Annotated in this window: 11 protein-coding genes; 6 read left to right on the top strand and 5 right to left on the bottom strand. The window is 65.9% G+C overall.

The window, feature by feature from the left end:
- Nucleotides 1–28: 28 nt before the first annotated feature.
- The 3 genes from sucB to ACFQB0_RS06115 form a co-directional block, all read right to left on the bottom strand.
- Complete coding sequence (gene sucB, locus ACFQB0_RS06125) at nt 29–1,513, bottom strand: 2-oxoglutarate dehydrogenase, E2 component, dihydrolipoamide succinyltransferase (RefSeq protein ID WP_386728822.1); 1,485 nt, start codon at nt 1,511–1,513, stop codon at nt 29–31.
- A gap of 64 nt (nt 1,514–1,577) precedes the next feature.
- On the bottom strand, nt 1,578–2,948 hold the full coding sequence (gene lpdA / locus ACFQB0_RS06120) for a dihydrolipoyl dehydrogenase (protein WP_386728820.1): 1,371 nt from the start codon (nt 2,946–2,948) through the stop codon (nt 1,578–1,580).
- A gap of 105 nt (nt 2,949–3,053) precedes the next feature.
- Nucleotides 3,054–4,538 (bottom strand): leucyl aminopeptidase, encoded by a 1,485-nt coding sequence (locus tag ACFQB0_RS06115; RefSeq protein ID WP_386728819.1) that lies wholly within the window; start codon nt 4,536–4,538, stop codon nt 3,054–3,056.
- 122 nt (nt 4,539–4,660) lie between these two features.
- Here ACFQB0_RS06115 and ACFQB0_RS06110 point away from each other — a divergent pair, with 122 nt between their 5' ends.
- From ACFQB0_RS06110 to ACFQB0_RS06090, 5 genes are all read left to right on the top strand, one after another.
- On the top strand, nt 4,661–5,593 hold the full coding sequence (locus ACFQB0_RS06110; RefSeq protein WP_386728816.1) for a proteasome assembly chaperone family protein: 933 nt from the start codon (nt 4,661–4,663) through the stop codon (nt 5,591–5,593).
- A gap of 9 nt (nt 5,594–5,602) precedes the next feature.
- Nucleotides 5,603–6,934, top strand: coding sequence for an MFS transporter (locus ACFQB0_RS06105; RefSeq protein WP_386728813.1), 1,332 nt, complete (start codon nt 5,603–5,605; stop codon nt 6,932–6,934).
- A gap of 251 nt (nt 6,935–7,185) precedes the next feature.
- Nucleotides 7,186–8,574, top strand: coding sequence for an RNA polymerase sigma factor (locus tag ACFQB0_RS06100; protein ID WP_386728810.1), 1,389 nt, complete (start codon nt 7,186–7,188; stop codon nt 8,572–8,574).
- Nucleotides 8,575–8,578: 4 nt separating this feature from the next.
- Entirely contained in the window at nt 8,579–9,844 is a 1,266-nt protein-coding gene (locus tag ACFQB0_RS06095; RefSeq protein WP_386728808.1) for a MurT ligase domain-containing protein, read from the top strand.
- Nucleotides 9,841–10,575, top strand: a complete 735-nt coding sequence (locus ACFQB0_RS06090) for a type 1 glutamine amidotransferase (protein WP_386728806.1) — start codon at nt 9,841–9,843, stop codon at nt 10,573–10,575. Before ACFQB0_RS06095 ends, ACFQB0_RS06090 begins: the two co-directional genes overlap by 4 nt.
- A 3-nt stretch (nt 10,576–10,578) precedes the next feature.
- Here the strand turns inward: ACFQB0_RS06090 and ACFQB0_RS06085 are convergent, their stop codons facing one another.
- A complete protein-coding gene (locus ACFQB0_RS06085; protein ID WP_386728803.1) occupies nt 10,579–10,815 on the bottom strand; it encodes a DUF7455 domain-containing protein in 237 nt (78 codons plus the stop codon).
- A 209-nt stretch (nt 10,816–11,024) separates the two neighbouring features.
- Here ACFQB0_RS06085 and ACFQB0_RS06080 point away from each other — a divergent pair, with 209 nt between their 5' ends.
- Entirely contained in the window at nt 11,025–13,103 is a 2,079-nt protein-coding gene (locus ACFQB0_RS06080) for a DNA gyrase/topoisomerase IV subunit B (RefSeq protein WP_386728800.1), read from the top strand.
- Nucleotides 13,104–13,113: 10 nt separating this feature from the next.
- Here the strand turns inward: ACFQB0_RS06080 and ACFQB0_RS06075 are convergent, their stop codons facing one another.
- A complete protein-coding gene (locus ACFQB0_RS06075; protein ID WP_386728797.1) occupies nt 13,114–15,585 on the bottom strand; it encodes a DNA gyrase/topoisomerase IV subunit A in 2,472 nt (823 codons plus the stop codon).
- Between the last annotated feature and the right edge of the window lie 117 nt (nt 15,586–15,702).

Below are 15,702 nucleotides of genomic sequence, written 5' to 3'. Positions count from 1 at the left end.
CGGAGGGAGTCCGATGGCGAGGTGGCGGCTAGATGCCGAGGTCGCCCTCGAACGCACCGCTCTCGAGACGGACCTTGACGGTCGTGAGAAAGCGGGCCGCGTCCGCGCCGTCGACGATGCGATGGTCGTAGGAGAGTGCGAGGTACACGGTCGAACGGATCGAGATCGCGTCGATGCCGTTGTCGGTCACGACGACGGGCTTCTTCGATACGGTTCCCGTGCCGAGAATGGCCACCTGCGGCAAGAAGACGAGCGGAGTGTCGAACAGGGCGCCACGCGAACCGGTGTTGGTCAAGGTGAATGTCCCCCCTGCGAGCTCATCGGGCTTGAGCTTGTTGTCACGCGTGCGGGCGGCGAGGTCGGCGATCTGCGCCGCAAGACCCGCAAGGTCGAGCGAGCTCGCGTTGTGCACGACCGGTGTGAGCAGTCCACGCTCCGTGTCGACAGCGATGCTCAGGTTCTCGTGGTCCGGGTAGACGATGGAATCCCCCTCGACGGTCGCGTTGATGATCGGGTAGGCCTTGAGCGCCTCAACGGCGGCAAGGGCGAAGAACGGCAGGAAGGAGAGCTTGTTGCCGGTCTTGGCGAGGAACTCGCCCTTGACCCTGTCGCGGAGCATGGCAACACGGGTGACGTCGACCTCCACGACTGTCGTGAGTTGCGCCGTGGACTGCATGGACACCACGGCCCTCTCGGCGACGACCTTGCGCAGACGCGACATCGGCTGGATCGTACCGCGCAGCGGCGAGACCTCGATCACATGCGCCGTCGGCGCCGTCTGTTCGGCGGTCGCCGTCGGAACCTGGGCCGAGAGCACATCCTGCTTGCGGATGCGCCCACCGACGCCGGTGCCGGTGAGGGTTGAGAGATCGACACCCTGTTCGTTCGCGAGCTTGCGGACGATCGGGGTGACGTAACCACCCGTTCCGGCGTGCGCGCCCGGGGTGTGGGCGGCCGCCTCAGTCTGGGCCGGAGAGGGCTCGGCCGCGACGGTGGCGACGGGCTCCGGCTCGATAACAGGAGTTGCGATCGGCTGCAGTACGGCGATCGGCTCGGTAGCGGCGATCGGCTCGGTAGCGGCGGCCGGCTCGGTAGTGACAGCCGGCTCGGTAGTGACGGCCGGCTCGGTGGTGGCGGCCGGAGGAGCCGCCATGGGGGCTGGCGGCGCGACGACGACGGGCACCGTGGCGACCAGTTCGGGCGCAACGACGGGCTCCGCAGCCGCAACCGGGGCCGCTTCGGCGGCGGGGGCTGCCGGAGCGCCCACCGCGTCTGAGCCGTCACCGATGGTCACGAGCGCTGTGCCGACCTCGACGGTCTCATCCTCCTGAACGAGGATCGCCTCGACGACGCCTGCGATGGGCGATGGGATCTCAGTGTCGACCTTGTCGGTCGAGACCTCCAGCAGCGGCTCGTCGACTTCGACGCGGTCGCCCACGTTCTTGAGCCAGCGGGTGACCGTGCCCTCTGTGACACTCTCGCCGAGTGCCGGCAGGCTGACGGATTCGCTCATGCGCTTGTCTCCTTCAAAAGCGGTATTCGCTAGTAGCTTATTGCGGTGTAGAGGCGTTGCCAGGCTAAAGCGCGTGCAGCGGCTTCCCTGCGAGCATGAGGAACGCCTCACCCATCGCCTCGTTCTGCGTTGGGTGCGCGTGAATGAGGGGAGCGATGTCCTCCGGATACGCTTCCCAGTTCACCGCGAGTTGGGCTTCGCCGATGAGCTCGCCGACACGGGCGCCGATCATGTGGACGCCGACAACGGGACCGTCGTTGACGCGGACGACCTTGATGGATCCGCTCGTTCCGATGATGGCGCTCTTGCCGTTGCCTCCCAGGTTGTACTCGTAGCTCGACACCTGCGCGCCGAACTTCTCGACCGCCTTGGCCTCCGTGTACCCGACCGACGCGACCTCCGGGTCGCAGTAGGTGACCTTGGGGATGTTGACGTCGTCGACGACGATCGGGTTGAGACCGGCGATCTCCTCGGCGACGAAGATGCCTTGCTGGAAACCACGGTGGGCCAGCTGGAGACCTGGGACGATGTCGCCGACGGCGTAAACGCCGGGGACGTTGGTGGCAAGCCGTTCGTTCGTGAGGACGAAGCCGCGATCCATGGCGACGCCGACCTCTTCGAATCCCAGGCCGGCGGTCGCCGCGCCACGGCCGACAGCGACGAGCAGGAGCTCGGCCTCGACGGTCTCGCCGTTCTCGAGGGTGAGGACGACTCCCGAGTCGTCCTGGGTCACGCCCTGGAAACGCACTCCGAGCTTGAAGTCGATGCCGCGCTTGCGGAACGCGCGCTCGAGCTGCTTGCTCACCGACTCCTCCTCGTTCGGAACGAGGTGCGGGAGAGCCTCGACGATCGTGACATCGGCTCCGAACGACTTCCAGACGCTCGCGAACTCGACCCCGATGACTCCGCCGCCGAGGACGGCGACCTTCTTCGGGACGAAGTCGAGTTCGAGGGCCTGTTCGCTCGTGATGACGCGACCGCCGATCTCGAGACCCGGAAGCGAGCGCGAATAGGACCCGGTCGCCAGGATCACATGCTTGCCGACGATGGAATCCTCGCCGACCTGCACGGTGGTCGGTGAGGTGAGACGCCCCTCGCCCTCGATCGTCGTGATGCCGCGTGCCTTGATGAGCCCCTGGAGTCCCTTCCACTTGCTCGAGACGATGCCCTCGCGGTAGGCGGTCACCGCTGCGACGTCGATGCCGTCGAAGGTCGTGTTGACGCCGAACTTCGAGGACTCACGGGCGTAGTCGGCGACCTCAGCCGAGTGGAGCAGCGCCTTCGTCGGGATGCAACCGCGATGCAGACAGGTGCCGCCGACCTTGCCCTTCTCGATCAGGCCGACGGTGAGGCCGAGCTGGACGGCACGCAGCGCCGCTGCATACCCACCGCTTCCGCCACCGAGAACGACAATGTCAAAATTCTGTTCCGACACCCAGTTACTCCCTCGTGCATCAGGATCCGTGACCTGGTCTGCGCCGCGTGATCGTGACACGTGGGCAGGCGACTAAGGCAAGTCATTCTTGCCCATACGACTGTACTACGGGCGGCCGTACTCCTCGGCCAAACGGATGAGGGCGCGAACGGATACCCCGGTCGGTCCTGCGCCCGTGAACCCGAATGCAGAACCCTCGTTGTTGGAGGGGCCTGCGATGTCGAGGTGGGCCCAGGGGATCGGAGTCTCGTCATCCTGCCGCGTGCCGACGAACTCGCGCAGGAACACCCCGGCCAGGAGCATCCCGCCCGCGGAGCTCCCGATCTTGGCATTGGCGATGTCCGCGACATCCGAGTCGATCGTCGCACGCAGCTCGCCGGGCAGCGGCATGGCCCAGAAGCTCTCGTCGACGGCCTTCGCGCTCTCGAGGACCTGGGCGACGAGCTCGTCGTCGCCCATGACCCCGGTATACCGGTTGCCGAGGGCCACGACCGCAGCTCCGGTCAACGTCGCGACATCGACGATCGCGTCCGGATGCTCCTCGCTCGCCGCGACGAGCCCGTCGGCGAGGACGAGACGACCCTCCGCGTCGGTGTTGAGCACCTCGACGGTCTGGCCGCCGCGGATGCGCAACACGTCGTTCGGGCGGATCGCCGTCCCCGACGGCATATTCTCGGCGAGACACAGCCAGGCCGTCACCCGCACGGGAAGGGCGAGCCGGGCAGCCGCGAGCGCGACGGCGAGCACGGTGGCCGCCCCGGTCATGTCGTACTTCATACCGACCATCGATGCGGGAGGCTTGAGCGATAGTCCGCCGGAGTCGAAGGTGATTCCCTTGCCGACGAGAGCGAGGTGCTTCGAGGCGTCGGCGGGGGAATAGCTCACCTTGACGAGGCGCGGCGGGCGCGACGATCCCTGGCCGACACCGAGGATCCCGCCGAATGCGCCGGCTGCGAGTTGCTCTTCGTCCCAGATGCGTATCTCGAGGGGCAGATCGGCTGCGACCGCAACCGCCCTGTCGGCGAAGCTCGCCGGAAACAGATCCGACGGCGGTGTGTTGACGAGGTCCTTGACGAGGCCGATCGCCTCGGCGACGGCGACGGCGCGGTCGATGATTGGCCGCTCGACCTCGGAGGCGGAGTGCACTGTGACGGCGCCGGCCGGGATCTTGGTCTTCTCTTTCGTCGTGTGACGGTACTCGGTGAAGGCGTATCCGCCGATCGCCGCACCCTCGAGCACGGCCGCCGCCTGTTCGGCCCCGGTGAGCGGGAGGGCGATCGCGACGGTGTCGACGCCGGTCAGTCGACGGACCGCAGTCCCGGCGGCATAGCGGAGTGCCTCCGCCGACGCCTCCGGCCCGAGGCCGACGATCGCAATGCTCTTCGCCCGTCCGATCACAGCCGGGATGCGGACGAGTTGGTCGCGCGCGCCGGTCACGCCGAACGCGGCGAGCTGCCCGCCGAGCTCGGAGTAGGCCGCGTCGGCGTGAAGGGTGACATCCCCATCCGTGCTGAGCGCGCCGACGACCACGACATCGGCGTCGGAGTCGATAGCGGGCGAGGTGGAAACCGAAAGCGTGGGAGACGTCATGGATCGATGCTATCGAGACGGTCTCGTCGCAATTACCGGTGCGGCGCCGGTGTTCGCTCTGGGCATGACCCATTGGGCCTGCATCAGGAGATCGGCCCTCTCCCGACACATAGAGTGGAAGCATGCGTGAGCCCAGCGAACTGTACATCCTGACTCCGGACGCCGCCGGCGTTCCCGAGGGGTTGCACATAGTCGCGGGCCTCACTGGCTTCGCCGACGCCGGTGGCGCGGTGAGCCAGTTCACCGAGTATCTCCTGAACACGCTCGAGAGCGTCGTGGTCGCCGAGTTCGATCCCGACATCCTGCTCGACTACCGGGCGCGACGTCCGATCATCTATTTCGACCAGGATCACCTGACCGGCTACCAGCCACCGTCCCTGCGTCTCTATCTGGCGAAGGACGAACTCGGCCAGCCGTTCCTGCTCCTATCCGGTTTCGAGCCGGACTTCCAGTGGGAGCGTTTCAGCCGGGCGGTCATCGACCTCGTCGAACGGTTCTCCGTTGCCACGACGACATGGGTTCACGCGATCCCCATGCCTGTGCCGCACACGAGGCCGATCGGCGTGACCGTGAGTGGGAACCGCAGCGAGCTGACGGAGTCGATGTCGGTGTGGCGCCCGCACACGCAGGTGCCGGCGAACGCCCTGCATCTCGTCGAGTATCGTCTGCAGCAGCTCGGGCATCCCACGGTCGGGTTCGTGCTGCTGATTCCGCACTATCTCTCGGACACCGAATACCCTTCCGCGGCGATTGCCGCGCTGGAGAGCGTGAGTGCGGCCACTGGCCTCATCTTTCCCACCGACCGCCTGCGCGAACAGGGACGGGAGTTCGTCGCGAAGATCGACGAGCAGGTTGCCGACAACGGTGAGCTGGCACGACTGGTGGGCACTCTCGAGGAACGTCACGACAGCTACATGCAGGGCACGACCCTGCGATCCCCCCTCACGGACGAGGACGGTGAGCTCCCGAGCGCCGATGAGATCGCCGCTGAGCTTGAGAAGTTCCTCGCTTTCAAACGCAAGAACGACGACGAGCCGCCAGCCGGCCGGGAGTAGTATCCTCAGGTGAACACCCGACGTGCCTGGCTGATCTTCGCCGTCGGATCGTTCGCCTATCTCGTCGCCGTCATGCAGCGCACATCGCTTGGCATCGCGGGTGTTGCTGCTGCGGACCGTTTCGGCAGCTCGGCGGCCGTGCTCTCGAGCCTCGCGGTCGTGCAGCTCATCGTCTACGCGGGCATGCAGATCCCTGTCGGCGTGCTCATCGACCGCTTCGGTTCGCGTGTGCTCATGATCTCCGGCACGGCGCTCATGATCATCGGCCAGGTCACGCTCGCCATGGCGCCAGACATCGCGGTCGCAATCGTCGGACGCATCCTGGTGGGTGCTGGGGACTCCACGCTCTTCATCTCGCTGATCCGTCTGATCAGCTCCTGGTTCTCCGGCCGCGCCGTGCCGCAGCTTTCGCAGTGGACCGGCAACATTGGTCAGCTCGGCCAGGTGCTTTCGGCGGTTCCGCTCGCGTGGATCCTGCACGGCTACGGATGGACGACGGCTTTCCTTTCGGCGGCAAGCCTGTCGGTCGTGGCGCTCACCGTCGTGATCCTCTGCATTCGCGATCGTCCTCTCGCCTCCGTCGAGCATCATCGCGCCAACAGCCTGCGTGCGGCGCTCGACCAGCTCCGTGCGAGTTTCCGTCGCCCGGGCACCCAGCTCGGGTTCTGGTCGCATTACGTCACTCAGTCGTCGGGTACCGTGTTCAGCCTGTTCTGGGGTTTTCCGTTCATGGTCTTCGGACTCGGCTACAGCGAGCAACTCGCCGCAAGCATGCTGCTTCTGCTGGTGGGCACCGGATTCGTGGCCGGCCCCATGCTCGGCCTCCTCACGGCCCGGTACCCGTTGCGGCGCAGCAACATCGTGCTCGCTATCGTCGCGGTCATGGGCGCCATGTGGACACTCGTGTTGCTGTGGCCGGGAATACCGCCTGTCTGGCTCGTCGGGCTCCTCATCGTGGTCATCGGCATTGGTGGACCGGGTTCACTCATCGGATTCGACTTCGCCCGAACCTTCAACCCGCTGCGCAGTCTAGGCTCCGCCAATGGAGTCGTGAATGTCGGAGGATTCTTCGCGAGTTTCGTGACGATGTTCCTCATCGGCGTCATTCTCGATATCTGGGACCATGTGCGGATCGCGGCGGGGCAGCAGAGCGATCTCTACGCCATCGACGGCTTCCGGATCGCCTTCGCCGTGCAGTACCTCGTCGTGGGCGTCGGAGTCGTCTTCCTCGTGCACGCGCGCCGTCGCACCCGACGAGCGATGCGGCGTGACGAGGGAATAGAAGTAGCCCCTCTCTGGGTTGCACTTGCGAGGGCGTGGAGGCGGCGCCAGGGCTCATAGCGAGTCGAGGGGGGAGCCTGAGGAACCTTATCGGGCGGGTTCTTCAGAGGATCCGTGCAATAATCGTCGGTAGGACCCGTTCTCGTCCTGGCAGCCTCGTTCTTTCGTTCGCGGCACGAATGCCTGGGACTTGACATGGGTCTTAGTAATGTCCATTTTTGGCTGCGGCCACGGATGATGCGCCGGGGCGACCCGGCCAGCTACCATCGGCGACTCACGCACCGGAGTCCGCCCGTCTGAGAGGTGTTCGAATGGCAACCCGTTCCACGAAGTCCGCCGCGACCGAGGAAGCTGCCCAGGCAACCAAGGACGCCCCGGCGAAGACCACTGCAAGACGTAAGGCTCCAGCGGCCGAGGCCACTGTGGTCGAGGGCGCCACGGTCAAGCCTGCCACGGCTCGCAAGCCTGCCACCCGCGGTGTCGCCGCCGAAAAGCCTGCCCCGCGCAAACGCGCCGCCGCGAAGAAGTCCGTGTCCGTCGAGGGTGAAGACGTCGTCGACGAGGACGTCGAGCCTGGCGATGACGAGGTTCTGGAAGACGTCGTCGTCGAAGCCGGCGATGACAAGGACGCGGACGACAAGAGTGTCGACGAGTCGGATGACTCCGAGGATGAGGACGCAGCGAAGCGTCCCAGCGCGGACGAGCCCCTTCCGACGGGCGCACTCGTGCTCTCTCTCGTCGACGATGACGACGAGGTGCCGGTCTACTCGAGTGCTATCACCGGTGCGACGGCCGACCCGGTCAAGGACTACCTGAAGCAGATCGGAAAGGTCGCGCTCTTGAACGCGGCCGAAGAGGTCGAGCTCGCCATGCGCATCGAAGCAGGTCTCTTCGCCGAAGACAAGCTCTCTCATCTGAGCGACGTCGAGAAGAAGTCGCAGCTCGGCCGTGAGCTGCAGTGGGTGGCCAAGGACGGAGCGCGGGCCAAAAGCCACCTGCTCGGGGCGAACCTGCGTCTCGTCGTATCACTCGCCAAGCGCTATACAGGCCGGGGTATGCAGTTCCTCGACCTCATCCAGGAAGGCAATCTAGGCCTCATTCGCGCGGTCGAGAAGTTCGACTACACCAAGGGCTTCAAGTTCTCCACTTACGCGACCTGGTGGATCCGCCAGGCGATCACCCGCGCCATGGCCGACCAGGCGCGCACGATCCGTATCCCCGTGCACATGGTCGAGGTCATCAACAAGCTCGCGCGCGTGCAGCGTCAGATGCTGCAGGACCTTGGCCGCGAACCCACTCCGGAGGAGCTCAGCCGCGAGCTCGACATGACCCCGGAGAAGGTCATCGAGGTGCAGAAGTACGGTCGCGAACCCATCTCGCTGCACACGCCGCTCGGCGAGGATGGCGACAGCGAGTTCGGCGACCTCATCGAAGACACCGAGGCAGTGGTTCCGGCCGATGCCGTCGGGTTCACCATGCTGCAGAAGCAGTTGGAGAGCTTGCTCGACTCGCTCAGCGAGCGCGAGGCGGGGGTCATCCGCATGCGGTTCGGGCTCGGCGACGGCATGCCGAAGACGCTCGACCAGATCGGCGACACCTTCGGCGTGACGCGTGAGCGCATTCGGCAGATCGAGTCGAAGACGATGGCCAAGTTGCGTCACCCCTCCCGTTCACAGTCTCTGCGCGACTACCTCGAGTAGGAACGTGGGCATCCGCTACGCCCCGGCGATCCTCATCGGACGCGCCATCAGGGTGCTCGCGCGCCTGCGCAAACCCGGTGGCGGGTCCGCGATCCCCGGACTCGTGGTCAACAGTCTGGCCCCGCGCTTCCTGACCACGACCCTCAATACGTTTCCCGATGGACTCGTGATCGTCTCGGGTTCGAGCGGCAAGTCCACCACCACGAAGATGCTCGTCGCGGCTTTGCGGGGCCATGGCAAGAGGGTGTTCACCAATCCGTCGACGGCGAACATCACCCAGGGACTCACTTCGGCGCTTCTCGAGCGGGCGAGCCTCACGGGGCGCATTGCCGGCGATATTGCAGTGCTCGAGATGGACGAGGGTCACGGCGCACTCATCGCCGACGAGCTCGAGCCGCGCCTCGTCATTCTCACGAACGTCATGGTCGACCAGATCGACCGCTTTCACGACCCCGGGATGGTTGCGGGAATGCTCGCCAAGATCGCGCGTCGGGCTAGCGTCGTCGTCGTCAACGCCGACGACGCGTTTCTCGAGGAACTCGCGGCTGGGCTCGCGCCGGAGGCCGTGGTCGAACGCTTCGGCGTGACGGCGGGTGTGCTCGCCGAGAGCCATCGTGGGCTTGGCCATGCGCGTGTTTCGGAGCACCGGCTCGACGGCGGCGGAGTGATCGTCACCGGCGTCGTCGGGCGCGTGGCGGATGTCGTGATCGATCGCGTCGCGAAACGCGTGCGCCTGCCCGCGCGGGGTACGCACTATGCCGTGGATGCCGCCGCCGCGCTGGCCGCCGCACGGGCGATCCTCAGTGAACGGTTCGACCCGGACATCGCGGTGTCGACGATCGGGGCCATCCCGCCGGTCTTCGGGCGTGGCGAGACCATCGAGGTGCGCGGCTCGACCGTCGAGTTCGTGCTCGTCCAGAATCCCGCGAGCTTCCAACTCAACATCGACCACCTCGAACCGGGTACCGATCAGATCCTGTTCGCGATCGGCTCCGACGTGCGCGACCCGAGCTATTTCTGGCCTGTCGACACCTCGCGTCTCGGCCGGGTCTCCATCGTCTCTGGTTCCAAGGCCTATGAGCTGGCGCTCCAGCTCGCCTACGACGGGGTGAGGATCGATCGTGTCGAGCCCGATCTCACCCGGGCCGTCGACGACTTTCTCGCGCTGCCCGCACCGCGTTCCGGGGTGAAGACCGTCATCTTCTCGGCCGACTCGATGCGGCGCACCCGCGCGCATCTGGGGCTGACCGCGGTGGGGGAGCAGGAATGACCGCTCAGATCACGATCGTCTCGCTCTTTCCAAGCCTGCTCGACACGAACGGCGACGCGGCGAATGCGCGTGTGCTCGCGAGACGTGCGGACTGGGCTGGTACAGCCGCACGCGTCGTCGTCGTCGAGAGCGTCGAGGACCTTCCGGCCGGTGTCGACGCCGTCGTGATCGGCTCGGGAACGGATGCCGACCTTCTGCCGGCGCGCGACGCCCTGATGACCCTGCACGACGAGTTGCGGCGCTGGGCGACCGAGGGTGTGCCGATCCTCGCGGTGGGCACCGGCTGGGAGCTGCTCAGCGGAGGCGTTGAGCTGGCGAACGGGACTGAGATCGACGGGCTCGGAGTGCTCCCAGGCCGTGCCGTGCCCCGGCAGGACAGAGTGAGCGACGACCTCGTCGTGACGTCCCGCTACGGTCGCCTCATCGGCTACGAGAACCACGCGCGCGACTACATCCATGCCGAGGGCTCTCCGCTCGGTCGGGTTCTCTACGGCAGTGGCAACGGACGGGACTCCCGGCAGGAGGGCGTCGTCATGGGCGATGTCTTCGGAACACACCTTCACGGTCCGGTGCTGGCGAAGAACCCAGGGCTGACCGACCACCTGCTCACGAGCGTCCTAGCACGCGAGGGGGTTTCGTACGCGCCGGCGGCCGGTGCCGGATTCGTCGACGAGATGGCGCGAGCCGCACGCAATCAGATTGCGGTGCGGCTCGGCCTCGATTCCGAATAGCGTCTAGTTGCGCGTGTCTTCGAGAAGTCGGCTGGACTCGTCGTGCCAGCTGTGTGCGACCTGTGCGAGCTTCTCTTGATGCTTGCGGCCGTGGTGTGCGCAGAACAGCAGTTCGCCGTTGTTGACGACGACGCGGATGTACGCCTGTGCGCCGCACGCATCGCAACGGTCTGCGGCGGTCAGCTGATGCGGGGTGTCGAGCTCGTCGACTGCACCATTCGGGTTGGCGATCTGTGACATGGGCTCCTCCTCCAACTCTGACTGCCGCGATCGTGATTCGACAGTGATGTGCTGACACTCCATGAAAGCACGGGCGCAACCGAGAAATGCCCTCATTGCAGGGTATTTCGCTCTGCGCGTAGATATCGTTCCGGTATCGGAGCGGGACCGTCGTCGTTTCGGGTGTCGGTCGCGGTCGGATGTCCGCGCGCTCGCTAGGCTTGACCGACGTGAGCTCTGACTATTCCGCCCGCCATCTCTCGGTGCTCGAAGGCCTCGAGGCCGTTCGCAAGCGTCCGGGCATGTACATCGGCTCGACCGATTCTCGCGGTCTCATGCACTGTCTCTGGGAGATCATCGACAATTCCGTCGACGAGGCGCTCGCCGGGCACGGTTCCGAGATCGCAACCGTGCTGCATGCAGACGGCAGTGTCGAGGTGCGCGACCGGGCACGCGGCATCCCGGTTGACATCGAGCCGAAGACCGGCCTGAGCGGTGTCGAGGTCGTGTTCACCAAGCTGCACGCCGGCGGCAAGTTCGGCAGCGGTTCGTATGCGGCTTCCGGTGGTCTGCACGGCGTCGGAGCCTCGGTCGTCAACGCCCTCTCGGAGCGCCTCGACGTCGAGGTCGACCGTGATGGCAAGACCTGGGCGATGTCCTTCCATCGCGGTGAGCCGGGTATCTTCACCGATACGGGCGAGCCTAGCCCGGACGCCCCATTCACGCCGTTCGAGCAGCGCAGCGAGCTGCGCGTCGTCGCTCAGGTCGCCAAAGGCGTCACGGGCACCCGGGTGCGTTACTGGGCGGACCGGCAGATCTTCACCAAGGGGGCCGATTTTCAGACCGAGGAGCTGCTCGGTCGTGCACGGCAGACGGCATTCCTCGTTCCCGGACTCGCGCTCGACGTCACCGATCAGCGTGGCGAGACGGCGCATACGACCTCCTTCCAGTTCGACGGCGGCATCTCCGAGTTCGTCGAGCATCTCGCGAGAGATGCCCCGCTCACCGACACCTGGCGCCTCACCGGCTTCGGCACCTTCTCAGAGACGGTGCCAGTGCTCTCCGATTCCGGGGCGATGGTGCCGACCGAGTTGCAGCGTGAATGCCACGTCGACATCGCGCTCCGTTGGGGGACCGGTTACGACACGGTCGTGCGCAGCTTCGTGAACATCATCTCGACGCCGAAGGGCGGAAGCCATCAGCTCGGTTTCGACCAGGGGCTGCTCAGGTTTCTGCGTGCGCAGGTCGAGCAGAACGCCCGTCGGCTCAAGGCCGGCTCAGACAAGCTCGAGAAGGACGATGTCCTGGCCGGGCTCACAGCCGTCTTGACGGTGCGCCTGCCCGAGCCCCAGTTCGAGGGGCAGACCAAGGAGGTGCTCGGCACGCCCGCGGTGCGTGCCATCGTCTCGAACGTGGTCTCGAAGGCTCTGGGGGAGCGGTTCTCGTCGAGCAGGCGCGACGACAAGGCGCAATCGGCCTTGCTGCTCGACAAGGTCGTCGCCGAGATGAAGTCCCGTATCTCGGCGCGAGCGCACAAAGAGACCCAGCGCCGCAAGAACGCGCTCGAGAGCTCCTCGCTTCCCGCCAAGCTCGTCGACTGCCGATCGAGCGATGTGGCGCACAGCGAGCTCTTCATCGTCGAGGGTGATTCCGCGCTCGGCACGGCCAAACTGGCCCGTGACAGTGAACACCAGGCGTTGCTTCCGATCAGGGGCAAGATCCTCAATGTGCAGAAGGCCAGCGTGTCCGACATGCTGTCGAACGCCGAGTGTGCCTCGATCATCCAGGTCATCGGAGCGGGCTCCGGCCGGAGCTTCGACATCTCGACGGCTCGGTACGGCAAGGTCATCATCATGAGCGACGCGGATGTCGACGGAGCGCACATCCGTACCTTGCTGTTGACCCTCTTCTTTCGTTACATGCGTCCGATGATCGAGGAGGGTCGGATGTTCGCGGCGGTCCCGCCGTTGCATCGCGTCATCGTCATGAACCCGGGCTCCAAGCCGAACGAGACGATCTACACCTATTCGGAATCGGAGCTCAGCGGCGTCCTGGCTGGGCTGAAGAAGCAGGGCAAGCGCCATCAGGACCCGATCCAGCGTTACAAGGGCCTCGGAGAGATGGATGCCGATCAGCTCGCGACGACGACCATGGACCGTCGACACCGGACCCTGCGCCGAGTGGGCATCGCCGACGCCGAGATGGCGGGTAAGGTCTTCGAACTGCTCATGGGCAACGATGTCGCACCGCGCAAGGAGTTCATCATCGACAGTTCTGACCAGCTCTCGCGCGAACGCATCGACGTCTGAAATCGATGCGTCACCCGATGCGGCTGCCGACGGCGCCGACGACGGCGTCGAGAGGCTGACCCGATGCGTCACGCTTTGCTCCGCCGTCCGGCAGGGTGCGCACCGAGCCGTCAGGCCCGACTCCGAGTGCCGGCGCTCGGCCGACCCAGGCGAGCGAGAGGGCGTCCTCGCCTTTGAGGAACCTCTGGGCACGCACCCCCCCGGTGGCCCGACCTTTGGCGGGGAACTCGGAGAAGTCGGAGACCTTGGCACTGCCAGGGTCGGTGCCGGCCAGGGTCTGGCTGCCTGTCGCGATCGTGACGACGACGGCCTCCGCGGCCGCATCGGCCCCCAGGCTCGTGAAATGGATGACGTGTGAGTTCGCACCGAGGTTGATTCCGGCCATGCCTCCGGCCGGGCATCCTTGCGGGCGCACTGACGAGGCGGTAAAACGCAGCAGTTGGGCGTCGGACGCGACGAAGACGAGCTCATCGTCCTCGTCGCCCTGCGCCACTCCGACGACCTCGTCCTTGGGCTTGAGACCGATGATCTCGAAGTCGGGCTTGCTCGGATAGGCGTCGGTGGTGACACGTTTGACGACGCCCAGTCGTGTACCGAGTGCGATGGAACGGTCGGAGTCGAGCGAGATGATAGCCAGCACCTTCTCGTCGCGGTTCGGCAGGGCCAGGTAGTCGCCCACCTTGACTCCGGCGGCGAGTTGCACGGAGGTGAGCGGCAGCACCGGCAGATCGACGGGGGTGAAGCGGATGAGGCGGCCGAGGCTGGTCACAGCGCCGATCTCGCTGCGACTCGTCGTGTCGATGGCCGAGCGGATCGCGTCGTGCTTGCTGCGACGCGGGGGAGACGGGATATCGGTCGAGGCGTCCTCGCCCGCAGGCAGATCGACGCGGGCTATGCGGCCTGTCGCGCTGAGGAAGACGCGGCACGGCGCATCGACGACCTCGAGCACGGTTGCGGCACGTTGAGCCCCGGTGCCGGCGATGCTCGGACGAGCCTCTGTCAGCAGGGTACGACGCGGCGTTCCGAACCGTTCGGCGATCTCCGCGAGTTCATCGGAGACGAGGGCCTTGATACTCGACTTGCTCGACAACAGGGCGACGAGCTCCTCGATCTCGGCACGGAGCTTATCGCGCTCGGCCTCCAGCTCGATGCGCGAGAAACGGGTCAGACGCCGCAGCTGAAGCTCGAGGATGTAGTCGGTCTGTGCCAGGCTCAGATCGAAGACCTCCATGAGGCGCTCTCGCGCCTGCGCCGTGTCGTCGCTCGAACGGATCACCTGGATGACCTCGTCGATGTCGAGGATCGCGATGAGGAGACCCTCGACGAGATGCAGGCGTTCCCTGCGCCGAGTCAGCCGGTATTCGGAGCGCCGGGTGACGACCGCGATGCGGTGGTCGACATAGACGAGCAGCAGTTCCCTCAGCCCGAGGGTCTGCGGTCCGCCACCGACGAGGGCCACGTTGTTGATGTTGAAGGAATCCTCGAGCGGGGTGAGCCGATAGAGCTGCTCGAGCACGGCCTCGGGGCTGAAGCCGGTCTTGATGCCGATGACGAGGCGCAATCCGTTCGTGCGATCGGTCAGGTCGGTGACGTCGGAGATCCCGTTGAGCTTCTTGGAGTTGACGCCGTCCTTGATCTTCTCGATGACCTTCTCGGGCCCGACCAGATATGGCAGCTCGGTGACGACGAGACCGGTTTTGCGGGCCGTGATGTTCTCGACGCTCACGCGTGCCCTGGTCTTGAAGCTTCCGCGACCCGTTGCGTAGGCATCTTTGATGCCAGACAGCCCGACGATGGTGCCTCCCGTCGGCAGGTCCGGTCCCGGAACGTACTCCATGAGGTCGTCGAGGGTCGCATCCGGGTGGGCGAGCAGGTGACGCGCGGCGCCGACGACCTCGATGAGGTTGTGCGGGGCCATGTTCGTGGCCATGCCGACTGCGATGCCGCTTGCGCCGTTGACGAGCAGGTTCGGGTACGCGGCGGGCAGCACGTCCGGCTGGGTGAGCTGGTTGTCGTAGTTCGGAACGAAGTCCACGACGTCCTCGTCGAGGCCTTCCGTCATCGCGAGTGCGGCGGCGGCGAGACGCGCTTCGGTGTAGCGGGATGCCGCGGGTCCGTCGTCGAGAGAGCCGAAGTTGCCGTGACCGTCGATGAGAGGGACGCGCAGGGTGAACGCCTGCGCCATGCGCACGAGAGTGTCGTAGATGGCGGTATCGCCGTGCGGATGCAGTTTTCCCATCACCTCGCCGACCACACGGGCCGACTTCACGTGGCCCTTGTCCGGGCGCAGACCCATCTCGTTCATCTGGAACAGGATTCGTCGTTGAACGGGCTTGAGGCCGTCGCGGGCGTCGGGGAGCGCCCGGGAGTAGATCACCGAGTAGGCGTACTCAAGGAACGAACCCTGCATCTCCGCGGCGACGTCGACGTCTTCGATGCGTTCGGTGAATGATGCGTCGGTGTTGCTGTCGTTGCGGGTCATCCGTTGTTTCTTGTCTGCGTGTGCCATGCGCCCTGGCGGGACGAAACACGCCCTGCTCTATGCCAGACTGGGCGCGATGCCCATGCTACCTGTCCGTAATTCCCGCGGTCCGCGGCT

It is taken from the genome of Luethyella okanaganae (assembly GCF_042660285.1).
In the GTDB taxonomy this organism is placed as follows: domain Bacteria; phylum Actinomycetota; class Actinomycetes; order Actinomycetales; family Microbacteriaceae; genus Luethyella; species Luethyella okanaganae.
The sequence above is the reverse complement of the archived record's forward strand: the minus strand, read 5'-3'. Positions and strand labels throughout refer to the sequence as shown.

Excerpts from the sequence above, each read along its gene's own strand:
- ACFQB0_RS06100 (WP_386728810.1), top strand. The coding sequence starts at position 7,186 with ATGGCAACCCGTTCCACGAAGTCCGCCGCGACCGAGGAAGCTGCCCAG.
- ACFQB0_RS06085 (WP_386728803.1), bottom strand. The coding sequence starts at position 10,815 with ATGTCACAGATCGCCAACCCGAATGGTGCAGTCGACGAGCTCGACACC.
- ACFQB0_RS06115 (WP_386728819.1), bottom strand. The coding sequence starts at position 4,538 with ATGACGTCTCCCACGCTTTCGGTTTCCACCTCGCCCGCTATCGACTCC.
- ACFQB0_RS06110 (WP_386728816.1), top strand. The coding sequence starts at position 4,661 with ATGCGTGAGCCCAGCGAACTGTACATCCTGACTCCGGACGCCGCCGGC.
- sucB (WP_386728822.1), bottom strand. The coding sequence starts at position 1,513 with ATGAGCGAATCCGTCAGCCTGCCGGCACTCGGCGAGAGTGTCACAGAG.
- ACFQB0_RS06075 (WP_386728797.1), bottom strand. The coding sequence starts at position 15,585 with ATGACCCGCAACGACAGCAACACCGACGCATCATTCACCGAACGCATC.
- ACFQB0_RS06090 (WP_386728806.1), top strand. The coding sequence starts at position 9,841 with ATGACCGCTCAGATCACGATCGTCTCGCTCTTTCCAAGCCTGCTCGAC.